The sequence below is a fragment of the Mesorhizobium sp. M1163 genome, from assembly GCF_040318415.1.
GTDB lineage: Bacteria > Pseudomonadota > Alphaproteobacteria > Rhizobiales > Rhizobiaceae > Mesorhizobium.
On sequence record NZ_JAMYMF010000015.1, the window covers coordinates 99,054 to 120,003 of the forward strand.

The 20,950-nt window shown below is 62.7% G+C and carries 23 protein-coding genes; 11 read left to right on the top strand and 12 right to left on the bottom strand.

Features of this window, described 5'->3' with window-relative positions; all coding sequences use genetic code 11:
• Positions 1 to 10 precede the first annotated feature (10 nt).
• Positions 11 to 760: a TetR/AcrR family transcriptional regulator gene (locus NKH43_RS16275; RefSeq protein WP_352858987.1), complete on the bottom strand. Its 750-nt coding sequence runs from the start codon at positions 758 to 760 to the stop codon at positions 11 to 13.
• A 143-nt stretch (positions 761 to 903) separates the two neighbouring features.
• Here NKH43_RS16275 and NKH43_RS16280 point away from each other — a divergent pair, with 143 nt between their 5' ends.
• Together NKH43_RS16280 and NKH43_RS16285 are read left to right on the top strand one after the other, a co-directional pair.
• Entirely contained in the window at positions 904 to 2,082 is a 1,179-nt protein-coding gene (locus tag NKH43_RS16280; protein ID WP_352484316.1) for an HlyD family secretion protein, read from the top strand.
• A 67-nt stretch (positions 2,083 to 2,149) separates the two neighbouring features.
• Positions 2,150 to 3,703: a DHA2 family efflux MFS transporter permease subunit gene (locus NKH43_RS16285; protein ID WP_352859014.1), complete on the top strand. Its 1,554-nt coding sequence runs from the start codon at positions 2,150 to 2,152 to the stop codon at positions 3,701 to 3,703.
• A gap of 125 nt (positions 3,704 to 3,828) precedes the next feature.
• Here the strand turns inward: NKH43_RS16285 and msrB are convergent, their stop codons facing one another.
• The 4 genes from msrB to NKH43_RS16305 form a co-directional block, all read right to left on the bottom strand.
• Complete coding sequence (msrB, locus tag NKH43_RS16290) at positions 3,829 to 4,329, bottom strand: peptide-methionine (R)-S-oxide reductase MsrB (RefSeq protein WP_292655897.1); 501 nt, start codon at positions 4,327 to 4,329, stop codon at positions 3,829 to 3,831.
• A 171-nt stretch (positions 4,330 to 4,500) separates the two neighbouring features.
• Positions 4,501 to 5,058: a fasciclin domain-containing protein gene (locus NKH43_RS16295; RefSeq protein ID WP_352858989.1), complete on the bottom strand. Its 558-nt coding sequence runs from the start codon at positions 5,056 to 5,058 to the stop codon at positions 4,501 to 4,503.
• A gap of 204 nt (positions 5,059 to 5,262) precedes the next feature.
• Positions 5,263 to 5,967: an anti-sigma factor gene (locus NKH43_RS16300; RefSeq protein WP_352859016.1), complete on the bottom strand. Its 705-nt coding sequence runs from the start codon at positions 5,965 to 5,967 to the stop codon at positions 5,263 to 5,265.
• Positions 5,964 to 6,503 (bottom strand): sigma-70 family RNA polymerase sigma factor, encoded by a 540-nt coding sequence (locus tag NKH43_RS16305; protein WP_352858991.1) that lies wholly within the window; start codon positions 6,501 to 6,503, stop codon positions 5,964 to 5,966. Before NKH43_RS16305 ends, NKH43_RS16300 begins: the two co-directional genes overlap by 4 nt.
• Positions 6,504 to 6,629: 126 nt before the next feature.
• Between NKH43_RS16305 and NKH43_RS16310 the strand changes: the two genes are divergently transcribed.
• A complete protein-coding gene (locus NKH43_RS16310; RefSeq protein WP_023718206.1) occupies positions 6,630 to 8,126 on the top strand; it encodes an amidase in 1,497 nt (498 codons plus the stop codon).
• Positions 8,127 to 8,222: 96 nt separating this feature from the next.
• Positions 8,223 to 9,116 carry an acetylglutamate kinase gene (argB, locus tag NKH43_RS16315; RefSeq protein ID WP_023677482.1) on the top strand — a complete coding sequence of 298 codons (894 nt, stop codon included), beginning with the start codon at positions 8,223 to 8,225 and terminating at the stop codon, positions 9,114 to 9,116.
• Between the two features lie 132 nt (positions 9,117 to 9,248).
• Here the strand turns inward: argB and NKH43_RS16320 are convergent, their stop codons facing one another.
• From NKH43_RS16320 to NKH43_RS16330, 3 genes are all read right to left on the bottom strand, one after another.
• The gene (locus NKH43_RS16320; RefSeq protein ID WP_352716549.1) at positions 9,249 to 9,647 is read right to left on the bottom strand and encodes a RidA family protein; all 399 of its coding nucleotides are present in this window, start codon (positions 9,645 to 9,647) and stop codon (positions 9,249 to 9,251) included.
• Positions 9,648 to 9,868: 221 nt separating this feature from the next.
• The gene (gene bchE / locus NKH43_RS16325) at positions 9,869 to 11,416 is read right to left on the bottom strand and encodes a magnesium-protoporphyrin IX monomethyl ester anaerobic oxidative cyclase (protein WP_352591273.1); all 1,548 of its coding nucleotides are present in this window, start codon (positions 11,414 to 11,416) and stop codon (positions 9,869 to 9,871) included.
• Between the two features lie 102 nt (positions 11,417 to 11,518).
• Positions 11,519 to 11,995 (bottom strand): Lrp/AsnC family transcriptional regulator, encoded by a 477-nt coding sequence (locus tag NKH43_RS16330; protein ID WP_023718203.1) that lies wholly within the window; start codon positions 11,993 to 11,995, stop codon positions 11,519 to 11,521.
• Positions 11,996 to 12,135: 140 nt separating this feature from the next.
• On the opposite strand from NKH43_RS16330, the gene phhA reads away from it, so the two are divergent.
• Entirely contained in the window at positions 12,136 to 12,969 is an 834-nt protein-coding gene (gene phhA, locus NKH43_RS16335) for a phenylalanine 4-monooxygenase (protein ID WP_352591275.1), read from the top strand.
• On the opposite strand, the gene NKH43_RS16340 is transcribed toward phhA, so the two are convergent.
• Entirely contained in the window at positions 12,964 to 13,464 is a 501-nt protein-coding gene (locus NKH43_RS16340) for a MarR family winged helix-turn-helix transcriptional regulator (protein ID WP_352716552.1), read from the bottom strand. The two genes, phhA and NKH43_RS16340, sit on opposite strands and share 6 nt — an antisense overlap.
• 93 nt (positions 13,465 to 13,557) lie before the next feature.
• Between NKH43_RS16340 and NKH43_RS16345 the strand changes: the two genes are divergently transcribed.
• Complete coding sequence (locus NKH43_RS16345) at positions 13,558 to 13,725, top strand: hypothetical protein (protein WP_023718200.1); 168 nt, start codon at positions 13,558 to 13,560, stop codon at positions 13,723 to 13,725.
• A gap of 70 nt (positions 13,726 to 13,795) precedes the next feature.
• Here the strand turns inward: NKH43_RS16345 and NKH43_RS16350 are convergent, their stop codons facing one another.
• On the bottom strand, positions 13,796 to 14,557 hold the full coding sequence (locus NKH43_RS16350) for a GGDEF domain-containing protein (RefSeq protein WP_352716554.1): 762 nt from the start codon (positions 14,555 to 14,557) through the stop codon (positions 13,796 to 13,798).
• Between the two features lie 161 nt (positions 14,558 to 14,718).
• On the opposite strand from NKH43_RS16350, the gene NKH43_RS16355 reads away from it, so the two are divergent.
• A complete protein-coding gene (locus NKH43_RS16355; protein WP_023677476.1) occupies positions 14,719 to 15,426 on the top strand; it encodes a pyrimidine 5'-nucleotidase in 708 nt (235 codons plus the stop codon).
• A 34-nt stretch (positions 15,427 to 15,460) separates the two neighbouring features.
• Here NKH43_RS16355 and NKH43_RS16360 read toward each other — a convergent pair whose 3' ends face one another.
• Positions 15,461 to 16,300: an LOG family protein gene (locus NKH43_RS16360; RefSeq protein ID WP_023718198.1), complete on the bottom strand. Its 840-nt coding sequence runs from the start codon at positions 16,298 to 16,300 to the stop codon at positions 15,461 to 15,463.
• A gap of 145 nt (positions 16,301 to 16,445) precedes the next feature.
• On the opposite strand from NKH43_RS16360, the gene dapD reads away from it, so the two are divergent.
• The 4 genes from dapD to NKH43_RS16380 all read left to right on the top strand — a co-directional run bounded on the left by dapD (position 16,446) and on the right by NKH43_RS16380 (position 19,840).
• Entirely contained in the window at positions 16,446 to 17,300 is an 855-nt protein-coding gene (dapD, locus tag NKH43_RS16365) for a 2,3,4,5-tetrahydropyridine-2,6-dicarboxylate N-succinyltransferase (protein ID WP_352484324.1), read from the top strand.
• 24 nt (positions 17,301 to 17,324) lie between these two features.
• Positions 17,325 to 17,696, top strand: a complete 372-nt coding sequence (locus NKH43_RS16370) for a DUF805 domain-containing protein (protein WP_031193743.1) — start codon at positions 17,325 to 17,327, stop codon at positions 17,694 to 17,696.
• A gap of 21 nt (positions 17,697 to 17,717) precedes the next feature.
• Positions 17,718 to 18,506, top strand: coding sequence for a hypothetical protein (locus NKH43_RS16375; protein ID WP_352484325.1), 789 nt, complete (start codon positions 17,718 to 17,720; stop codon positions 18,504 to 18,506).
• A 233-nt stretch (positions 18,507 to 18,739) separates the two neighbouring features.
• Entirely contained in the window at positions 18,740 to 19,840 is a 1,101-nt protein-coding gene (locus NKH43_RS16380) for a GGDEF domain-containing protein (RefSeq protein ID WP_023718195.1), read from the top strand.
• On the opposite strand, the gene NKH43_RS16385 is transcribed toward NKH43_RS16380, so the two are convergent.
• Positions 19,830 to 20,861, bottom strand: a complete 1,032-nt coding sequence (locus tag NKH43_RS16385) for a 2-dehydropantoate 2-reductase (RefSeq protein WP_352495035.1) — start codon at positions 20,859 to 20,861, stop codon at positions 19,830 to 19,832. The two genes, NKH43_RS16380 and NKH43_RS16385, sit on opposite strands and share 11 nt — an antisense overlap.
• Between the last annotated feature and the right edge of the window lie 89 nt (positions 20,862 to 20,950).

Genomic DNA, 20,950 nt, shown 5'->3' on the forward strand with positions numbered 1-20,950 from the left:
CGACGGCTGGTCAGGCGGGGCTGGAGGTCCGTTCCTGCTCTGCAAGCTGTTCGGTGCCGTAGGCCTTCAGGAACACATCGACGCCCGACCTGACGATATGTTCGATCTCGGCCGCACTTGGCGCTTTGGTGCGATAGGCGAATATGCACTGGCGGAAAAGACCGGCCAGGCACAGCTCGGTGAACTGATAGGCGGCAAGCTCGACATCGTCGATCTTCAGCAGGCCGCGTTCGATAGCCATGTTGAGGAAAACGACAACCCGGTCATGGCCGCGCTTCGGGCCGCGTTCGTAAAATCGCGCGCCAAGCTCCGGAATGCGTTCCGACGCGCCGATCACCGTCCGCTGCGCCAGGATGACCCTCGCCGAGGTGATCTTGATGGACAGCACGATGCCGAACTTCACCAGCGTCTGGCGAAGGTCGCCGATCTGGTCCAGCACTTCGTACATGTTCTTGAAGATCGTGCCGCGTTCTTCCTCGATCAGCGCTTCGAACAGCTCTTCCTTGTTGGCGAAGTAGACATAGATGGTGCCCTTGGACACGCCGGCCTCGCGGGTGATGTCGTTCATCGACGCGGCTTCGAAGCCCTTGTCGATGAAGACACGGCGCGCACCGTCGATGATCTGGCTGCGCTTGACTGGGTCTTGCCCCGCGGCCGGGCGGCCGCGCGGCAGACTGTCCAGCAGATCGCACTGGTCCTTGCCAGCGCCGGGCAATGGGCCTGACTCAGGCAAAGGAGCGGCCTTGGGGGCTTCGGCCATAATGTCACACCTCGTAAAATAATTCGAACCATCCGGTTCGATTGCTCTTGATATGGGCCTCTTTAAGCGCTAAGTCAATGTCGAGATCGAACCGAACGGTTCAGTCTGACAAAATTCAGCGCCAGTTAATTTAGAGAGATATCATGTCCTCGAACGCGCCCACCAGTGCCGAAGTCCGCCCTTTCCCCAGTGCCAAGGTCCAGCCTGCGATCGAAGCGCCGGAAGCCCCTGTCAAACCCGCCGACGTCACCCCGCTGGCTCCCGCCAAAAAGAAGCGCTCGATGCGCTCGATGTTGTTGCCCATCATCGGCCTGGCCCTGCTGGGCGCCGGCGCCTGGTATGGCTATGATTACTGGACCGACGGGCGCTTTATGATCACGACCGATGACGCCTATGTCCAGGCCGACACGGCGTTCATCTCGCCAAAAATCTCGGGCTATGTCGATCAGGTCAAAGTGACCGAGAACCAGCAAGTGAAGGCCGGCGACCCGCTGCTGATCGTCGATGACGGCGACTACAAGATAGCCGTTGCCCAGGCCGAGGCGCAGATCGCCACGTTGAGCAAGACGCTCGACCGCATCGATGCCCAGACTGAGGCGGCACGCGCCTCGCTCAAGCAGGCGCAGGCGCAGAAGACCGCCGACCAGGCCGCGGCCGATAATGCCAAGCGCGTCCAAGCGCGGGCCGCCCAGCTGCTCAAGACCCGCGTCGGCACCCAGGCCCAGTTGGACGATGCCCAGACGGCGGTCGAGCAAGCCAATGCCGCACTTGCCGGCGCCGACGCGCAGATCGCGGCGGCTCAGGCCAATATCGGCGTGCTCCAGGCGCAGCGCACGGAATCGGCCAGCACGCTGGCCTCGCTGCAGCTTGCCCACGACAAGGCGGTGCGGGACCTGTCCTTCACCGTGCTGCGCGCACCCTATGACGGCGTGGTCGGCAACCGCTCGGTCGAGCAGGGTGACCTGATCAGCCCTGGACAGAAGCTCGCCGTCATCGTGCCAATGGACAAGCTCTACATCGTCGCCAATTTCAAGGAGACGCAGCTTGCCCGGCTGGTGCCTGGTGAAAAGGTCAGAGTGTCGGTCGACGCGATCGACGGCCAGGACATCGAGGGTACCGTGTCGTCGCTGGCGCCGGCTTCAGGAGCAGTGTTCTCGCTGCTGCCGCCGGAGAACGCCACAGGCAATTTCACCAAGGTGGTGCAGCGCGTTCCGGTTCGCATCGACGTGCCAGCGGATGTGCTGAAGACGGGCAAGCTGCGAGCTGGCCTGAGCGTCGTCGTCGCCGTCGACAGCCGCACGGCGCCTTCGGCATCGAAGTAAAGCGGAACCGGGAGCAAAGGTCATGGCGACCGCAACCCTAACTGCAGGATCGGCGCCGGCGCCAGCCATGCCGGTGCCGGTCGACCACATCTCGACACGCCGCGTCATCGCCTTCCTGGCAATGGTGTTCGGCATGTTCATGGCGATCCTGGACATCCAGATCGTCTCGGCCTCGCTGGCTGAGATCCAGGCGGGCCTGAGCGCCAGTTCGGACGAGATTCCGTGGGTGCAGACGGCCTATCTGATTGCCGAGGTGGTGATGATCCCGCTGTCGGGCTTCCTCAGCCGGATGCTGTCGACGCGAGTGCTGTTCACGATCTCGGCGGCAGGGTTCACCGCGGCCAGCGCGCTGGCGGCGACCGCAACCAATATCGACCAGATGATCGTCTACCGCGCCGTGCAGGGCTTCATCGGCGGCGGCATGATCCCGAGCGTCTTTGCAGCCGCCTTCACCATCTTCCCACCGTCGCGTCGCGCCATCGTCTCGCCGATGATCGGCCTGGTGGCGACGCTGGCGCCAACCATCGGCCCGACAGTCGGCGGCTATATCAGCCATGCCATGTCCTGGCACTGGCTGTTCCTGGTCAACGTCGTGCCCGGCATTCTGGTGACGACGGCCGCCTGGTCGCTGATCGACTTCGACAAACCCAATCTCAAGCTGTTCAGCAAGTTCGACTGGTGGGGGCTTGCCGGTATGGCCGCCTTCCTGGGCTGCATGGAATATGTGCTGGAGGAAGGTCCCAATAACGACTGGCTGCAGGATCAGGCGGTGTTCGTCTGCGCCGTCATCATGACCTTCGGCGCGATGCTGTTCTTCTGGCGCGTGTTCACCGCCGAGGAGCCGATTGTCGATCTGAGGGCTTTCAGCAATATCAATTTCGCCTTCGGCTCGCTGTTCTCCTTCGTCGTCGGCATCGGCCTCTACGGTCTGACCTATCTTTATCCGGTGTTCCTGGGGCGCATCCGCGGCTACGATTCGATGATGATCGGCGAGGCGCTGTTCGTCAGCGGCCTGGCCATGTTCTTCACCGCGCCGATCTCCGGCATCCTGTCGAACAAGATGGACCCGCGCATCATGATGATGATCGGCTTCTTCGGCTTCGCCACGGGGACCTGGTGGATGACGCATCTCACCGCCGACTGGGATTTCTATGAACTGCTGATCCCGCAGATCCTGCGCGGTTGCTCGATGATGCTGTGCATGGTGCCGATCAACAACATTGCGCTCGGAACCCTGCCGCCGGAGCGGCTGAAGAATGCGTCTGGCCTGTTCAACCTGACCCGCAATCTCGGCGGCGCCGTCGGCCTGGCCGTCATCAACACCGTGCTGATCGACCGCAATGCCTTCCACTACGCCAGGCTCTCCGAGCACGTGCAATGGGGAAGTGCCGCTGCGCAGCAGAAGCTGCAGAACATGACGCTCAACTTCGAGCAGACCGCCGGGCTCGACGCCTCCAAGGCGGCCATCTCCAAACTGTCAGGCATGGTCCAGCAGCAGGCGTCGCTGCTGTCGTTCATGGACGTATTCTTCATGCTGACGGTTTTGTTCGCGACGCTTGGGCTCTTCACCCTGGTGATCCGCAAGCCAGCCCCTCAGGGCGGCGGTGGCGGAGGCCATTGAGGCGCGCTGGATCCCCCGCCTGGCGCCCTCGCGCATGACCCCGAAAAGCGATTTCGGGGTCATGCGCAAAATCAACCATTACGAAGTCCTCGCGCTCTCCGACAAAGTCAGGGGCGCAGCCATCCTCAGGCCGTCGCCGGCTTGAAGGTCAAGGCGACACCGTTGATGCAATGCCGCAACCCGGTCGGCGGCGGACCGTCGTCGAAGACGTGGCCGAGATGGCCACCGCAGCGGCGACAATGGACCTCGGTGCGGGTCATGCCCAACGACCTGTCCACGGTCTTGCCGATCGCGTTGGGGATTTCCTGCCAGAAGCTCGGCCAGCCGGTGCCGGAATCGAACTTGGTCTCTGACGAATAGACCGGCAGGTCGCAGCCGGCGCAAGCGAAGATGCCTTTGCGGTGCTCGTTGAGCAGAGGACTGGTGCCCGGGTATTCCGTGCCCTCCTTGCGCAGCACATTGAAGGCCGCGTCGGACAGGATGGCGCGCCACTCGGCCTCGGTCTTGGTAACCTCGAAAGTCTCGGCCGCGCGTGCATCCTGGGCTCCGCCCATGCGCAGCGCGGTGGCGCCTGCGACAACGCCAATGGCTGCCGCACCACTCAAAAGAAGCTCGCGACGGTTCATGCCCATTCCTCCTGTTACTGCTTGTGCCAAATTCGACCGCCAGACGGAAATCAAAAGCCGGTGACGATCGCTGTCCTCAAAGCGGGACTCCGCGCCTATCCACTTGCGTGAACGGCGCGGAGTGTGCGCAGGGAGGCCCTTAGCGATATCTTCGCCGGCAGCGTGCGTTTGTTACATCTTCGGCAGGAGAACCTTGTCGACGACGTGGATGACGCCGTTGGACTGCTCGACATCGGCGATCGTCACATTAGCGACATTGCCGTTCTCGTCGGTCACGGTGACCTTGCCGCCGTCGGTCTTGAGCGACAGTTCGCAACCACCGACCGTCTTGACCTTGTGGGTGCCACCGTCATCCTTGACCATCTTGGCGACGTCGGCGGCCATCGCCTTGGCGCCGATGACATGGCAAGTCAGGATCTTGACGAGCTTGTCCTTGTTTTCAGGCTTGAGCAGCGTCTCCACCGTGCCGGCTGGAAGTGCCGCAAAGGCCTCGTTGGTCGGCGCGAACACGGTGAAGGGGCCAGCGCTTTGCAGCGTATCGACCAGGCCGCCTGCCTTGACGGCAGCGACCAGCGTCGTGTGGTCCTTCGAGTTGACAGCATTTTCGACGATGTTTTTCTGGGCATACATGGCGGCGCCGCCGACCATCGGATTTTGGGCATAGGCAATGGTGGCGAGCGCAGAAATGGCGACCGTTCCGGAAAGCAAAAGGGTGGCGAATTTACGCATGATTTCAATCTCCTCGGGTTATCGTTCCCCTCATTCGGGGACGCAAGGAGATACGCAATAGAAATGCCGGAGTTTCGCCCTCTCCGCAAAAAAATATTTGTCGCTACAATTTGCCCGGCGCGGATCGACAGCCGCCAACAAGCTTTGCAGGCGGTTAAATCGCGGAAGATAGATTTCAGGTCTGCTTCCAGAGGCAAGAATCGGTCAGACGCTCTTCAGATCGCCCGCTGCGACCACCGGTCCAGTCGGCTGGCCGGTCGGTGAACCACCTGCAGGCTCGACGCTGACCGCAAGCACGGCGCCTTGCGCCAACTTTTCCTGAACAGCGGGCGGGACGGCCAGATGCACGCTCGCACCGGCCGGGATGACACCCATCGACACCGGCGCATTCTTGCCTTCGATCATCCACAGTTCGAAGTCCTTGCCCGCGGCCCGCTCGCCGGAAACGTGGGAAAGACCGATCTCGTGACGGGCGGCATCGTAGACGACGAGATATTTGACGTCGCTGCCTTCGGCCGCCAGCGAGGCGACAAGCCGGGTTTGCGGCTCGACGACCGGTGGATTGACGTAAGGCAAGGCAATATAGATTGCCAGCGCCGCAATGGCGGCGGCGGCAAGACCGCGCCAGAAGCCAAGGCTCGACCAGAGGCCGGCGCGCGGCTCTGCAGCGAACAGCCGGCGGTCCAATGCTTCCTTGACCCTGATCGGAGGCTCTGTCTCCGGATAGGCGGCGGCCATCGGCGAAAGATGCGCCTCCCAGGCATCCACAAGGCGCGCGAAGGCGGCGTCCGCATCGATGCGGCGCGACGCGATCTCGCGTTCATCGGCGGCCAGAACGCCAAGAACGTATTCGGCGGCGAACAGGTCGTCGCCCCCACGTTCCGGTCCATTGTCGTCAGCCAGCGTCATCTTTCCAGGCATTCTCTCAGTTTCAACAGGCTGCGCCGCAGCCAGGTCCGCATCGTGTTCAGCGGTACGCCATAGCGCTCCGCCAACTCCGCATAGCTTTTGCCATCCAGATAGGCGCCCCGGACGGCCGCCGCCCGGTCCTTCTCCAATTCCCCGAGACAATGGTAGATGCGTCCGGACTCACCGCCCGCCACGGCCATGGCCTCCGGCCCCGGCGCCGGATCGGCCACGTCGAGCGCGGCATCGATATAGGCGGCAGGCTCTCGCCGCGCCCTGATCCGATCGATCGCATGATTGCGCGCAATGGCCACCAGCCAGGAGATCGGGCTCAGATCCGAAACGGCGAAACGGTCCGCCTTCGTCCATATCTTGACGAAGACCTCTTGAAGCGCCTCTTCTGCATCTCCCCGATCCTTCAATACACGAAGGCAGACGCCGAAAAGTTTCGCGCTGGTCTGCCGGTACAGCAGATCGAACGCAGCCCGGTCCTTCATCGAGGTCCGGACAATCAGGTTGCTGATGTCCTGCGGCGTCATCGGCCGCCAAATTAGGCGATTGCAATGTATTTGCAACGACTGAAATGGTCTTGCGCACTGGCAGCGCCAGCGTCGATTGCCAAGGAAATCGCCGCCCGCTAGCTTGCCATGAGCGGGAGGGCGACCATGTCGATCGAGCGGGTTCTGTGGGAGCATGACGCAACCGGCCAGGCCGCACTCGTGCACAAGGGAGAGATCACACCGCAAGATCTCGTCGATGCGGCGATCGCCCGGGCCGAGGCCACCCAGCCGGAGATCAACGCCATCGCCGAACCGCTTTTTGAGGCGGCGCGGGCGCGAGCGAAAACCGTCGACCACAAGCTGCCGCTTGCCGGAGTGCCCTTTGCGCTGAAGGACCTCGGCATTGCCATGAAGGGCGTGCCGACGCATGGCGGCAGCCGCATCCCAGCCTACACCCCCGATTTTAACTCGGTCATGACGGAACGCTATCTGGCCGCCGGCCTGGTCCCGATCGCCACCAGCACCGCACCCGAACACGGGCTGAGGCTGGTGACCGAGTCGGTGGCTTACGGCGTCACCCGCAATCCATGGGACACCGCTCACACGACCGGCGGTTCCTCGGGCGGCGCGGCTGCGCTGGTCGCGGCCGGCGTCGTGCCGGTGGCGCACGCCTCGGATGGCGGCGGCTCGATCAGGGTGCCTGCGGCCTGTACCGGGCTGGTCGGGTTGAAAACCTCGCGCGGCCGCGTGCCCTTGACGCCGCTCGTCACTGAAAGCTGGTACGGCTTTGTCGTCGACCATGCGTTGGCCCGCTCGGTGCGCGATACGGCCCTGCTGCTCGACCTGACCCACGGGCCCGAACCGCTGTCGCCCTACGCGGCACCCTCGCCGAACGGCAGTTTCACTGCGGCCGCCGGGCGCGATCCGGGCAAGCTCAAGCTCGCCTTCTACCGAAAATCGCCGCTCGGCCTGCCGATTTCGGAAGAAACCTTGAAAGCTCTGGATGCGGCGATTGGGCTGGCGCGCGAAGGCGGGCACAGCGTCGAGGAGATCGACCTGCCCTATATCGACCGCGATTTCATCGCCGATTTCGCCAGAACCGTCGCCGCGGCGGTGGCCGGCACGATGCGTGGCGAGGCCTTGCGCGTCGGCCGCTCCATCTCAGGCGATATCGAACGCGCCACGCGCGTGATGAGCCGGTTCGGTGAAATCCTCTCGGCCGGCGAAATCTATGCCGGCCTGCAGCGGCTGCACGCAACCTCGCGCCGCCTTATCACCGAAACCGCGCACTATGATGCAGTGCTGATGCCTGTCATCGCGCACCCGCCGCTCGCCTGCGGCACCATGGACCCGAAAGGCGCCGACGAATTCATCGAGAATGTCCTGGACAGACTGCGCCTCGCCGGCCTGCTGAAGTTCAAGCCGCTATTCGGCCAGCTGATGGACAAGAGCCTTTGGTTCACCCACTGGCCGGCGATCCAGAACGTCAGCGGGCAACCGTCGATCACGCTTCCGGTTTACGTGACCGATGCCGGCCTGCCGCTCGGCGTCCAGGCCGCCGGCCGCCCCGGTGACGAGGAGACGCTTTTGTCGTTCGCCGCGCAGATGGAAAAGATCTCGGGATGGCTGGGCCGGCGGGCGCCGCTGCAGGTGCCGGCATAGGCGGTGATTTGATCGATCGTGACAGCAAAGCCGTTTGCCCCCTCGTCCAATTCCCGCTAAGACGCCGCCGTTCATGCCAAGCTGGGAACCACGCCGATGACGGATGTCGCCGCCACCGCCGAAATGCAGGCCGCGCTGCTTTCAAGGGCGCTGCCCTATATGCAGCGCTACGAGAACAAGACGGTCGTGGTGAAATATGGCGGCCACGCGATGGGCGACATCGCGCTCGGCAAAGCCTTCGCCCGCGACATCGCACTGCTCAAGCAATCCGGCGTCAACCCGATCGTCGTGCATGGCGGCGGGCCGCAGATCGGCGCCATGCTCAGCAAGATGGGCATCGAATCCAAATTCGAGGGCGGCTTGCGTGTCACCGACCAGAAGACCGTCGAGATTGTCGAGATGGTGCTGGCCGGGTCGATCAACAAGGAAATCGTCGCGCTGATCAATGCCGAGGGCGAGTGGGCGATCGGCCTGTGCGGCAAGGACGGCAACATGGTGTTTGCCGAAAAGGCGCGCAAGACCATGATCGATCCTGATTCCAACATCGAGCGGGTGCTCGACCTGGGCTTCGTCGGTGAACCGGTCGAGGTCGACCGCACATTGCTCGACCTCCTGGCGCGGTCCGAAATGATCCCGGTGCTGGCGCCGGTGGCGCCCGGCCGCGACGGCCATACCTACAACATCAACGCCGACACTTTTGCCGGCGCCATCGCCGGCGCCTGCCAGGCGACGCGCCTGCTGTTTCTCACCGACGTGCCCGGCGTGCTCGACAAGGACAAGAAGCTGATCGACGAGTTGACCGTGGCCGAGGCCAAGGCCCTGATCAAGGACGGAACGGTCTCGGGCGGCATGATCCCCAAGGTTGAAACCTGCATCGAGGCAATCGAGCGCGGCGTCGCTGGCGTCGTCATCCTCAACGGCAAGACGCCGCATGCGGTGCTGCTCGAGCTGTTCACCGAACACGGCGCCGGCACGCTGATCGTGCCGTGAGTGGCCTCAGTCTGTTCAACGCCGCGACAGACCGGAAGACCATCCGATCACCATCGCAGCGCTTGTCGAGACAGGCGGGCGGGCGAACGGGCGACTAGGTAGTCTCCGCCTTCGTCGCTCGCCGCCAATCGATCATCCGGACTGAGGAAGGCGCGCGATGACCTTTATCTCAAAATCGAAGCCCGCCAGCCAATTCACCCCCACCGCGGTCCAGTTCGGGTAGGGCGGTTCACCGATCGCCCTAAGTCGAACGGCGTCAATCGCCTCCCACTGTTTGGCCGGGTCGGTGTGGAACGTGGTCACGTCAACAATGTCGTCAAACGTGCAACCGGCGGCCTTCAGCACCGCCGCGAGATTGTCGAAGGCAAGCTGGACCTGCTTTTCGAAGGCTGGCTCCGGCGATCCGTCCTCGCGGCTGCCGACTTGGCCCGAGACGAACAGAAAGCCGCCTGAGCGGATCGCCGCCGAATAGCGATTGACTTCGTAGAGGGCCTGCCGACCGGCAGGGAAGATCGCATCGCGTTTGGTCATTGTTTCACTCCAATCAGACAAGGCAGGCCGGTCCCGACCATCGCGATGTGGCTTCTCCGAGAAGGTGAGAGCCGCCCGCAAGACTTCGGGGTTTTGGATCGCTGCGTTCCATTTTCCGGGGCGGTCGCTGATATCCGTCCCGTATCCCGAAGTGGGTACATACATTCCGTATGTCAATATACATACGTTGCGTATGCTTGTTAAAAGATTGCCCGAGCCGGTCAGGCGCGCGACGAAATCGTGGTCGCAGGCGGTGTCAGCCTGCGCGCCGGGTGCGCGACCACCATCGATTCCTCTTCCTCGTCCTGCGGCGCGCCCCAGAATTCGGCGAGCGTCGGGCCATTCTTCAGGCGGCGGTCGCGAACCAGAAAGCCCCAGACTTCGCGGAACCAGACGCGGCGGCCCATTTTGGTGTACCAGCGCATCGAATGCCGTTGCTCCGGATCCTTGTGGAACAGGATGCGCGCCAAGGCCTTGGGCCGCGACTGCACGGCCAGTTCGATCAGCTTGACGGCGAAGAACAACATCCACGGCTTGAGGCGGGTCATCTGCAGCACCTGGTGCTTGTAGTCCCACAGGCGGGCGTCCAGCTGGATCACCTTGCGATCCCTGGCAATCCTGAAGAACGGCGTCCAGCGGTGCGGCGTCACATAGAGCGCCTGGATCTGGTCGGGGTCATAAGCGATCAGCTGGCGGAAGCCGCGCCAGAGGTCGCGAAAACTTTCGTCCTCGAAACCGGCCACCCAGGTCGCCATCGACAAGATGCCGTTGAGGCGCAGCAGCCGTATCGCCTCGCGGTCGGATGAGGTGCTGCCGCCCTTGCGGATCAACTGGAGCGTCTGCTCGTCGGTATTTTCCATGCCAAGCAGCCAGCGGATGACGCCGGCCTTGCGATAGAGATGCAGGCTGTCGGCGTCGCGGACGATGTCGTCGGCGCGGGTGGAGCCGACGATCAGCACCGGCACATTCTCGGCGATCATCGCATCGAGAAAGGCGCGCCAGGCTTTTTTGGACGAGGTCGGGTTCTCGTCGGCAAGGTTGATCAGCTCGACGCGGTGCTCGCGGTATAGCCAGGCAATCTCCCGCGCGAACTTCACGGGGTCGCGGTGCCGCCAGCGCGTCCAGAACCCCCGCTGGCCGCAATAGTTGCACAGATGCGGACAGCCTCGCGAGAACTGCATGACCACCGCACGCTTGCCTCCCCAATAGCTATAGCGAGTGATATCGATCAGTTCCCAGCCGATGCGGTAGTCGTCGAGATTGGCGATCGTCCTTGCCGGCTTGGTGGCAAAAGGCCGGCGCAAATCGTCGCGAAAGGCGATGCCCGCCACATCCGACAGCGGCTTGCGTTTTTCAAGCGCTTCGACCAGCGCGACGATGGTCGCCTCCCCCTCGCCACGAACGATGAAGTCGAAGGCCTCCGTTTCGGCCAGTATGTCGCGCCAGTGATAGGTCGGAAACACGCCGCCATAAATCAGGATTGTCGCCGGGTCGATGTGTTTGACCATGCCGGCGATCAGTAGGGCTGTCGGATGCGCAGAGGTCGAGCCGGAATGGCCGATCAGAATACAGTCGGGATGATCGCTCAAGGCGTCCCGGACCAGCGTGGCAAGCGGCATCGGCCCGAATTCGGCGTCCACAAGTCGCACTTGATGTCCCGCGTCGATCAGCGGACCGCCCAGTGCCAGCAAACCGAGCGGCGGCAGATGGTCGTCCGGCACACGGCTGCCGATGGCCGTATGTGGCGGGTTGATCAGGACGATTTTCATGGCGGACCTTATGCGATGGCGGTCCACATGTCGTAGTCGGCGATCTAGCGCTGGAGATTGGCTCGCTTCAGCAGTTTGTGTGCAGCTTTTCCGCAGAAATGCCTACCGTCTGAGATGTGCAAGCGGGACATGGCCCGGCCCCTTGATGTTCTGCAGCACAAGCTGGGTGTGGACGTCGCGCACGCCTTCGAGCCGCATCAGCCGGTGCATGACGAAGGCATTGAGCTCGTCGACCGACGGCACCATCACATGCAACAGGAAATCATGATCGCCGGTCATGGTCCAGCATGAGGACACCTCGTCCATCCGCTGGACGGCGGCGATGAAGCTTTCGGGCGAGCCGTCGCTGTGGCTGGTCAGGCGCACCTGGATGAACACCTCGACCATCAGCCCGACGGCGCGACGGCTGAGCACCGCGGCGAAGCCCTTGATGATGCCCGCCTGCTGAAGCGCCTCGAAGCGCCGCGCGCAAGGTGTCGTCGACAGGCCGATCTCCTGCGCCAGTTCGGATACCGGCTTGCGCCCGTCGCGCTGCAGGCTGTCGAGCATCTTGATCTCGAATTCGTCAAACTGAGGCATTTTCACTCTCCCAAAGCTCGATCGTGGAGTCTTTTACCTCCAACCCCGCATTTGAGCCACCATCAAAGCTGATTTGCCTCGCGCCATCCGGCTAGAATTTCCGACGATCCGCTGATCATGATTTCCAGGGAGAGCAAGCCATGACGATGAACGTTGCCGACTACGCCCGCGAATGCGCGGCGCGAGGCCTTCGCGGCGATTATTCGGTCTGCCGTGCCGATTTCACCGTGGCGCAGGGCTACAATTATAGCGACGAAGAACAGGCGGTGTGGCGCACGCTGTGCGACCGCCAGACGAAGCTGACCAGGAAGCTCGCCCACCATTCCTATCTCGATGGCGTTGCGGCGCTCGGCCTTCTCGACAAGATCCCGGATTTCGGTGAGGTCAGCGAGAAGCTGCGCAAGCTCACCGGCTGGGAGATCGTCGCCGTGCCGGGGCTCATTCCCGCCCAGCCGTTCTTCGACCACCTCGCCAACCGTCGCTTCCCGGTCACCAACTGGCTGCGAACCCAAAAGGAGCTCGACTACATTGTCGAGCCCGACATGTTCCACGATTTCTTCGGTCACGTGCCGATCCTGACGCAGCCGGTCTTTGCCGACTTCATGCAGATGTATGGCAAGAAGGCCGACAGCGTGATTGCGGTCGGCGGCGACGAGATGATCACCAGGCTTTACTGGTACACCGTCGAATACGGGCTGATACGCGAGCCGGGCCAGCCGCTGAAGGCTTTCGGCGCCGGGCTGATGTCATCCTTCACCGAGCTTCAGTTCGCGGTCGAAGGCGGCGAGGCGCACCATGTCGCCTTCGACCTGGAAACCGTAATGCGCACCGGCTACGAGATCGACAAGTTCCAGCGTGCCTATTTCGTGCTGCCGTCGTTCGACGTGCTGCGTGATGCTTTCGAGACCGCCGATCTTGCGGCGATCGTGGCGCGCCGCAAAGGCGAGCCGGCGCTCGACCCGGCGAGCCTATAGGCTGTCGGCTGTTTCCAGGGCCTCGGATTTCAGCCGGGCAAGCTGGTCGCGCTGAAGGTCGAGCGATGCGGTGACGAAGCGCAGGATCGTGGCCAGCTCGGTGTCGCTAAATGTGGCGATCACCCTTTCTCCCTCCTGCGCGATCGCACCATAATAGCGCGCCGATAGTTCTCGCGTGAGTTCCGTCGCCTCTATGACCACCTTGCGCCTGTCCTCGAGGCTGCGCGTTCGTGTCAGCAGGCCGCGCGCCTCCAGCCGGTCGATCAGCGCGGTGACTGCGGCCGGCGTCAACCCTGTTGCGGCCGCGACCTCGCCAGCCGATTGCGGGCCGCCATAGAGCAGCGCCAGGCAATGGCGTTCCGCCGTACTCAGCTCAAGCCTATCGCCTACTGCCTCGTCATAAGCCTGCGTCGCGTCCTGCCAGCCCATAATGGCGAGGCTGATGGCCGTCTTCATGTCGGCCCGATTCATGCTTGACGAATTTACTTCGATCATCTAACTATCAATTTGCCTAACATTACGGCTATTATAGTAATATGCTGCGTCGGGCGCAAGGCACGGCCTGTCGCAGCACGCAAGGAGTGGACAATGAACCAGAACCAGACGCGCGGCCCACTCACACCGGCCGAAGAATTCAAATACGCAAAGCTGGCGATGGAATGGTATGGCTGGGGTTCTCCCATTGGCCTTGGTATTGCACTGGTCGCGCTGGCGGCCGCTGCCCTGCTGTTCCGCATCGCCATCTTCGGATTTTGACAGCACTGGCCGCGGCGCGGTTGAATTCTGATAGGGTGGAATTTTTCCAGCAGAAGGCTCAGGGCCGAGTTCACGCTGCTTCGGAAATGTCACGATCGATGATCGACAGGTTGCGGCCGCGATGCTTGGCCTCGTAGAGCCGCTGGTCGGCGGCGCGCATCAGCTCCGACACTGCGGCGTCCTCGCCGCAGGTGGTCCCGCCGATACTGACCGTCAGCGGAACGGTTCGTTCGTCGACGGGCCGGAAACGGATACGCTCTACTTCACGGCGGATGCGCTCGGCGACGCGCCTGGCTTCGTGTTCGGTGGCGCCGATCAGAAAGGCGCAGAATTCCTCACCGCCAATGCGGCCAAGGACATCGCCGCTGCGCACGCCACGCTCTATCGCACTTGCGATCAGGAGCAGCGCCTCGTCGCCGATCAGATGGCCGTAGCTGTCGTTGATGGTCTTGAAATGGTCGGCATCGACGATCAGCAATGCCCCGCGATCGGATTTACGCCGAGAGCCGTCGAGGGCGGCAAAGAAACTTTCGCGGTTGAGCATGCCGGTCATGTCGTCGCGGCTCGCCTTTTCCGCCAAGCGCCTGTGGGCGGCGGCGAGCTGGGCATGGGCGCGGGCGAGCTCGCGATGCGCGGTCTTCAACCTTTCGCCCTGCCAGACCGAATAGGCACCGGCGCCCCAGGCAAGAGCCAGCGGGCATACGGTGGACGTCAACCAGATGGTGCGATTGATCGGAAAACCCATTGCCGGCACGACGATCAGCGTCAGCAAAAGTGAGACGGCGACGGAGGCGAAAGCGATGGCGGCAGACTTTAGAAATATGCGATTCATCGCTTGCTCCCACTGGTCCGTCTTGGTGCCAGCAAGCGCTGAATGTCACCTTTCGGCGATGCTTAAGATTTTAATCACGGCGCCATTTTCACCACCCAGGGCGCGCATAGGTTGTGGATAAACCTCCTGTTAGAAAGATCGTTTCGTGCCATAAGGACGGTATGACCACGCTTCCCGACCCCGCCCGCTTTGCCCATGTCACCGACTGGGTGTTCGATCTCGACAACACGCTCTATCCGCACCATTCCAATCTGTTCTCTCAGATTGATGTGAAGATGACCGCCTATGTCGGAGAATTGCTGACGCTGCCGCGCGAGGAAGCACGCAAGCTGCAAAAGGAGCTCTACCGGGAATACGGCACGACACTGAACGGGTTGATGACGCGCCACGGCATCGACCCCGACGACTTTCTCGAGAAGGTCCACGACATCGATTATTCCTGGCTGGTGCCAGATCCCGTCCTCGGCACCGCCATACGCCAGCTTCCCGGCCGCAAATTCATCTTCACCAATGGCGATCGCCGGCATGCCGAACGCACCGCGCGGCAGCTGGGCATTCTCGAGCATTTCGACGACATTTTCGATATCGTAGCAGCCGGGCTGAACCCCAAGCCGGCGCGACAATCCTACGAGAAATTTGCCGAACTCCATGCCGTCACCGGGCAAAATGCGGTGATGTTCGAAGACCTCGCCCGCAACCTGTCGGTGCCGAAATCGCTGGGCATGACCACGGTGCTGGTGGTGCCGCGCAATTTCGAGCCGACCTTCTCGGAAATCTGGGAACGCGACCCGGCCAACGAGGACGACGTGGACTTCGTCACCGACGATCTCGCCGGCTTTCTCACGGCGATCGTCGAAGTCCCCGCTTGAGGCAGCCGGCGCGCTTCAAGTCCTTGCTTGCATGTCAAAGTTTATAGAAGCGGCTGACGATCCCCCAGGCCTCATCGGCGGTGTCGACGAAATCGATGATATCCTGGTCGCCGGGCGTGATCGTGCCTTGCTCGGCGAGGAAGTCGAGGTCGATAGCCCTTGCCCAGAAAGCCTTGCCGAACAGGATGACCGGCACGCGTTCCATGCGGCCGGTCTGGATCAAGGTCAGCGTCTCGAAGAACTCGTCCATCGTGCCGAAGCCGCCGGGAAACACCGCAACGGCCTTGGCACGCATGACGAAATGCATCTTGCGGACCGCAAAATAGTGGAAGTTGAAGCAGAGTTCCGGCGTCACGTAGGCGTTTGGCGCCTGCTCGTGCGGCAGCACGATGTTGAGACCGATCGACGGCGCGCCAACATCGTCGGCGCCGCGATTGCCGGCCTCCATGACGCCAGGCCCGCCGCCGGTCACCACGACGAATTCGCGATAGTACGAAGTGGCCGACTGCTGCGAGCAGAGGCGGGCGAATTTGCGCGCCTCCTCATAGTATTTGCTGTTTTGCTCGAGATTCTTCTTCTGCGTCTCGTTCTTGGCCGCCCAGGCTTCACCGCCGGGCTCGGGGATGCGCGCGCCGCCGAACAGGATGACGGTCGATTGGATGCCGCGCTCGGCCAGGATCATCTCCGGTTTCAGCAGTTCGAGCTGCAGCCTGACCGCGCGCAACTCGCGCCGCGTCATGAAATCGGGGTCGTTCCAGGCCAGCCGATATGTCTCCGCGCGCGTTTGCGGCGTGTCCGGCACGCTTTTCGACCGCTCCAGATCCTCGTCCGAATGCGGTAGCGGCGTCCACCCCGCCTTTTCCATGGGAGTCATATTTGCTTTACCCGTCCAATCATTCACTTGCGCCGTCCCGTGACGCTGCCGCGATTGACCCTCCCCAAGCCTTCACATAGGGTCCGCGCGACTTTCAAACAGGTTAAGGCGCCGGCCCTTAACAGCTTGGTAATGGAGCGAATTCATGTCGAAGCCCGATCTCGCGAGTCTCGAGAAGATCATCGAGAACGCCTTCGAGGAACGCGACACCATTTCGACCGCAACCCGCGGCGAGACGCGCGAGGCCATCCAATCGGCGCTCGACCTGCTCGACCGGGGCGTCGCTCGCGTCGCCGAGCGGCAGGCCGACGGCAAATGGCACGTCAATCAGTGGCTGAAGAAGGCGGTGCTGCTGTCTTTCCGGCTCAACCCGATGGAGATCATCAAGGGTGGTCCCGGTCAGGCGGTATGGTGGGACAAGGTGCCTTCGAAGTTCGACGGCTGGAGCGCCGTCGATTTCGAGAAGGCCGGCTTCCGCGCCGTGCCATCGTCGATCGTGCGCCGCTCTGCCTACGTCGCGCCGGGCGCCGTGCTGATGCCGTCCTTCGTCAATGTCGGCGCCTATGTCGATAGCGGCACCATGGTCGACACCTGGGCGTCGGTCGGCTCCTGTGCCCAGATCGGCAAGAATGTGCATCTGTCGGGCGGCGTCGGTATCGGCGGCGTGCTGGAGCCGATGCAGGCCGGCCCAACCATCATCGAGGACAATTGCTTCATCGGCGCCCGTTCCGAAGTGGTCGAGGGCTGCATTGTTCGCGAGGGCTCAGTGCTCGGCATGGGTGTCTTCATCGGCCAATCGACCAAGATCGTCGACCGCGCCACCGGCGAGATCTTCTACGGCGAAGTGCCGGCCAATTCCGTCGTCGTCGCCGGCTCACTGCCGGGCAAGCCTTTTCCAAACAACGAGCCCGGCCCCAGCCTCTACTGCGCCGTCATCGTCAAGCGGGTCGACGCAAGAACCCGTTCCAAGACCTCGATCAACGAATTGCTGCGCGATTGATCTCCCGAGAACGGATGCACCGGGTTGACTGACAAACCTCAATTCCTATGGCTTTTCTTCAGCCTTTCTGGGCGGGTGAATCCGAGCGCTTATGTTTTGGCTGGCCTCTTGCCGGTCATCGTTCAACTCTTTCTGCTCTACCAGTTCGCGCGAACGCCGTTAGGCACTGCCGCGAGCCAGTATTGGGCGCTCGCCTTATGGATCGCTGTGTTCGTCTCGACATGGTCGACCTTTGCGCTAACGGCGAAGCGGTTCCATGATTTCGGCAAGCCTGCCTATTACGCATTGATCTCTCTCATTATCGGCTTCGTCCTGCTTTTTATCCTGGCTTTTTTCAAAAGTGACCCAGGCCCCAACCGCTACGGCAAGCGCACCAACGCACCGGCCGAACCCTGAGCGCCAATCGGACATTTCGTCATGCGCTACCGCTCGCTTGATTCGAAACTGATCCTCGAAACCGCCGAACGGCTGGAAGAGCGCGTCGCCGAGCGCTTTCCCGATGCAGGCCTGCGCGGCGTCGCCGCCGAGCTCGTGTCGCTGTCGCGCGATCTGGCAAAGGCAGCCAAGGCGCTGGAGGCGCCGATCTGGTGGCTGCGCGGCCTCATCATCGCCGCTTTCGTCGTCGGAGCGCTGATGTTCCTGTTCGTCGGCACAATCCTGCCGCTCGGCCGCATCTCGGGAAACCACGATGCCTTCCAGTCGGTGCAAGGCATCGAAGCCTCCCTCAACATGATCATCCTCGCCGTGCTGGGCTTCCTGGCCCTGATCCGCTCCGAGGAGCGGATCAAGCGCAAGCGGGTGTTCCGCCAACTCCACGGGCTGCGGTCGCTCATCCACGTCATCGACATGCACCAGCTGACCAAGGATCCGGCAGCACTTTCAGCCAGTTTCAAGCCGACTGCACATTCGCCAGCCCGCATCACCAACGCCGCCGACCTTGCCCGCTATCTCGACTATTGCTCCGAAATGTTGTCGATCACCGGCAAGATCGCCGCGCTGTTTGCCCAGTCGGTCAATGACGCCGTGGTCATCGATGGCGTCAATGACATCGAGAACCTGGCGTCGAACCTGTCGCGAAAGATCTGGCAGAAGATCACGCTGATCGAAACCCCTCATGGGCAGCCGGCACATGCGAAGAAAACCGATCCCGAGCCGGGTCCGCCGCGTCGGCCTGCAGTCCGCAGACGACCGGGGCCGGCAAGCTAAGACCCGCGAGCCGGCGGCAGATCCGCTAGAGCGGCAGAGCGGGGAGTTCCGAAACCCCGGTTTTGCGCCGGACGCTCTAAGCGAATGTTAATCACCCTGGCCCAGCATGCCGGCGAAAACTGTGTCGACCGGCACGGAGCGCTCGACTGGCAAGCGACCTATCCCTGACCACCAAGGAGCCGCGCAAAACGTGGAGCGCCGCCGCTCGCCTGTTTGCCTGGTTCTCTTCGCCGATGAGATTGGAACCGGAAGCCGTCCGCGCCCGGCTTCTCGACACCACTTTCGACCGCAAATTCGCAGTCTTGTTCGGCACCATCAGCGTTTTGGTGGTTGCGGTCAGCGCCGCACTTGCCACGAAGGATTGGTGGCCCTACGCCTGGATCGCAGCCGACCTGATGCTTTTCGTCGTCCGCGTTCTGCTGATGCGGGAATGCGAGCAGGCCCGCAGGCGCGGCTCGAAAGGGCCGCTGGCGGGCCTGATGGCAGCCAGCGGTGTATGGTCGGTCGTTTTCGGCCTCGGCTGCTATGGCTGTGTTGCCAGCGGGAATATGGCGCTTTCCGTACTTGCCGCCTTGAATGTCGCAGGTGTCGTTGGCGTGGTGTCGTCACGCAATGCGGCCACCCCGCGCTTCGCCATATTCGTCATGTTGGCCGTAAGCCTGCCTTACGTGGTCGGTGCATTGTTTTCCGCAGCGCCCGGAATGCCGATCGTCGGAATTCAAACGCCGTTCTATGTGGCCGGCGTCATCATCGTGCTGCTTCAGAACCACGCAATCAACGCCCGCATGATCCGCGCCGAGCTGGACAATCGCGACCTAGCGATCAAGGACGCGCTGACCGGCCTGCCAAACCGCATCTTCCTGCAGGAAAAATTGCGCGACATGTGCCGCGACCTTGCGGCGCCGGCCGCCAATGGCGGCAAGCCGTTTGCCGTGCTCAGCATGGACCTCGACGGCTTCAAACAGGTCAACGACCGTTTTGGTCATGCGGTCGGCGACGTGCTGCTGCGCAAGGTGGCCGAACGATTGAAGCGCGGCTTCCGGCCGGGGGACGTGGTCTTCCGTATCGGCGGCGACGAATTCGTCATCCTTTTGCCCGCAACCTCGGAGATCGAGGCCACCTATCTGGCAAAGCGGGCCATCGAAAAGGTCTCGGTGCCTTTCGACCTCGGGGTCGGTTCCGCCATCCATGTCGGCTTGAGCGTCGGCAGCGCCTTTGCACCCGCCGACGGCGGCGATCCGGAAATCCTGCTCACCTGTTCCGACCATGCACTCTACGAAGCCAAGCGCACCGGCAAGGGCCGTTATTGGGCGCCTGTGCGGGCTACGATCTGACGGTCGCAGCGACAGCTTCCGGCGGCAAGCAAGGCGATCCGCGCCTCTCCTGCTCGGCCGCGCGCACCAGTGCAGTGACATGCTTCAGCAAAGGCGCCGGCGTGCCGGCCTTTTCGGCCAAACGCAGGACCGCGCCTTGCAGTTCGCCGATCTCCGTCGACCGGCGGCGCCGCAGGTCATCCCACATCGACGAACGCGCGGCCGGATCGATGGCAAGCATCCGCCGCGCCAAGAACTTGAACAGCCCGTCGGGCAGGCGAAGCACTTTCGGCAGCAGTGCGGGACGCAGGCCGGCGATGCGAGCGGGTTCGATGCCTGTCGCCGTCATTGCCGCCAATGCTTCGTCGATCTGACCGGCCAGGATCAGCCGCCAGCGGCGATCGGCAAGCTCTGCCGCCAGCGGCAGACCGGAAAGCGCCACCAGCGCGTTGTTGAGGTTGAGCAGCAGCTTGTCCCATAACACCGCGTCGATGTCACCATGCGTCGCGACGGCAAACCCCTCGACATCAAGCAGTTCGTCAAGGCCCGCCGAGCCCTGTTCGATCATCACTTTGCCGCCGCTGGCGCGGTGCAGGCGAAGCGGCAATTCGCCCTCCGGCGATTGGACCACGTTGAACGGCACCATGCCCGCGAGCACCGGCTGGGCGGTGAGATGGGCTCGCAATTTATCGGCATTGTCGACGCCGTTCTGCAGGCTGAGTATCACCACGTCCGGTCGGGCATGGGCGGCAATCAGCCCGGCCATGTCTTGCGTCGCGCCGCTCTTGACCGTTACCAAAATGACATCGGCATCGGAGAATGCTACCGCCGGATCGGCGGTGACCGACAATGCGTCCGGTTTGACAGAACGGTCGCGGCCGTCAGGGTCGGTGATGCGCAATCCAGCTTCTTGCAGGGCCTTCTCGACGCGCGGTCGCGCCAGCAGAAACACCTTTCGCCCGGCAAGTATCAGGCAGCCGCCGGCGTAGCAGCCGATACTGCCGGCACCGGCGATTACGATCGTCTTGCCACGCGTGACCATGCGATGGCCCTGTTCTGGTCGAGAGACCTTGCCGCAATTATACGACATGAAAACCATAATGTCGGCGGCATGGCTGGCCCTCACGTCTG

Excerpts from the sequence above, each read along its gene's own strand:
- NKH43_RS16275 (WP_352858987.1), bottom strand. The coding sequence starts at position 760 with ATGGCCGAAGCCCCCAAGGCCGCTCCTTTGCCTGAGTCAGGCCCATTG.
- NKH43_RS16280 (WP_352484316.1), top strand. The coding sequence starts at position 904 with ATGTCCTCGAACGCGCCCACCAGTGCCGAAGTCCGCCCTTTCCCCAGT.
- NKH43_RS16285 (WP_352859014.1), top strand. The coding sequence starts at position 2,150 with ATGCCGGTGCCGGTCGACCACATCTCGACACGCCGCGTCATCGCCTTC.
- msrB (WP_292655897.1), bottom strand. The coding sequence starts at position 4,329 with ATGAACCGTCGCGAGCTTCTTTTGAGTGGTGCGGCAGCCATTGGCGTT.
- NKH43_RS16295 (WP_352858989.1), bottom strand. The coding sequence starts at position 5,058 with ATGCGTAAATTCGCCACCCTTTTGCTTTCCGGAACGGTCGCCATTTCT.
- NKH43_RS16300 (WP_352859016.1), bottom strand. The coding sequence starts at position 5,967 with ATGACGCTGGCTGACGACAATGGACCGGAACGTGGGGGCGACGACCTG.
- NKH43_RS16305 (WP_352858991.1), bottom strand. The coding sequence starts at position 6,503 with ATGACGCCGCAGGACATCAGCAACCTGATTGTCCGGACCTCGATGAAG.
- NKH43_RS16310 (WP_023718206.1), top strand. The coding sequence starts at position 6,630 with ATGTCGATCGAGCGGGTTCTGTGGGAGCATGACGCAACCGGCCAGGCC.
- argB (WP_023677482.1), top strand. The coding sequence starts at position 8,223 with ATGACGGATGTCGCCGCCACCGCCGAAATGCAGGCCGCGCTGCTTTCA.
- NKH43_RS16320 (WP_352716549.1), bottom strand. The coding sequence starts at position 9,647 with ATGACCAAACGCGATGCGATCTTCCCTGCCGGTCGGCAGGCCCTCTAC.
- bchE (WP_352591273.1), bottom strand. The coding sequence starts at position 11,416 with ATGAAAATCGTCCTGATCAACCCGCCACATACGGCCATCGGCAGCCGT.
- NKH43_RS16330 (WP_023718203.1), bottom strand. The coding sequence starts at position 11,995 with ATGCCTCAGTTTGACGAATTCGAGATCAAGATGCTCGACAGCCTGCAG.
- phhA (WP_352591275.1), top strand. The coding sequence starts at position 12,136 with ATGACGATGAACGTTGCCGACTACGCCCGCGAATGCGCGGCGCGAGGC.
- NKH43_RS16340 (WP_352716552.1), bottom strand. The coding sequence starts at position 13,464 with ATGATCGAAGTAAATTCGTCAAGCATGAATCGGGCCGACATGAAGACG.
- NKH43_RS16345 (WP_023718200.1), top strand. The coding sequence starts at position 13,558 with ATGAACCAGAACCAGACGCGCGGCCCACTCACACCGGCCGAAGAATTC.
- NKH43_RS16350 (WP_352716554.1), bottom strand. The coding sequence starts at position 14,557 with ATGAATCGCATATTTCTAAAGTCTGCCGCCATCGCTTTCGCCTCCGTC.
- NKH43_RS16355 (WP_023677476.1), top strand. The coding sequence starts at position 14,719 with ATGACCACGCTTCCCGACCCCGCCCGCTTTGCCCATGTCACCGACTGG.
- NKH43_RS16360 (WP_023718198.1), bottom strand. The coding sequence starts at position 16,300 with ATGACTCCCATGGAAAAGGCGGGGTGGACGCCGCTACCGCATTCGGAC.
- dapD (WP_352484324.1), top strand. The coding sequence starts at position 16,446 with ATGTCGAAGCCCGATCTCGCGAGTCTCGAGAAGATCATCGAGAACGCC.
- NKH43_RS16375 (WP_352484325.1), top strand. The coding sequence starts at position 17,718 with ATGCGCTACCGCTCGCTTGATTCGAAACTGATCCTCGAAACCGCCGAA.
- NKH43_RS16380 (WP_023718195.1), top strand. The coding sequence starts at position 18,740 with ATGAGATTGGAACCGGAAGCCGTCCGCGCCCGGCTTCTCGACACCACT.
- NKH43_RS16385 (WP_352495035.1), bottom strand. The coding sequence starts at position 20,861 with ATGGTCACGCGTGGCAAGACGATCGTAATCGCCGGTGCCGGCAGTATC.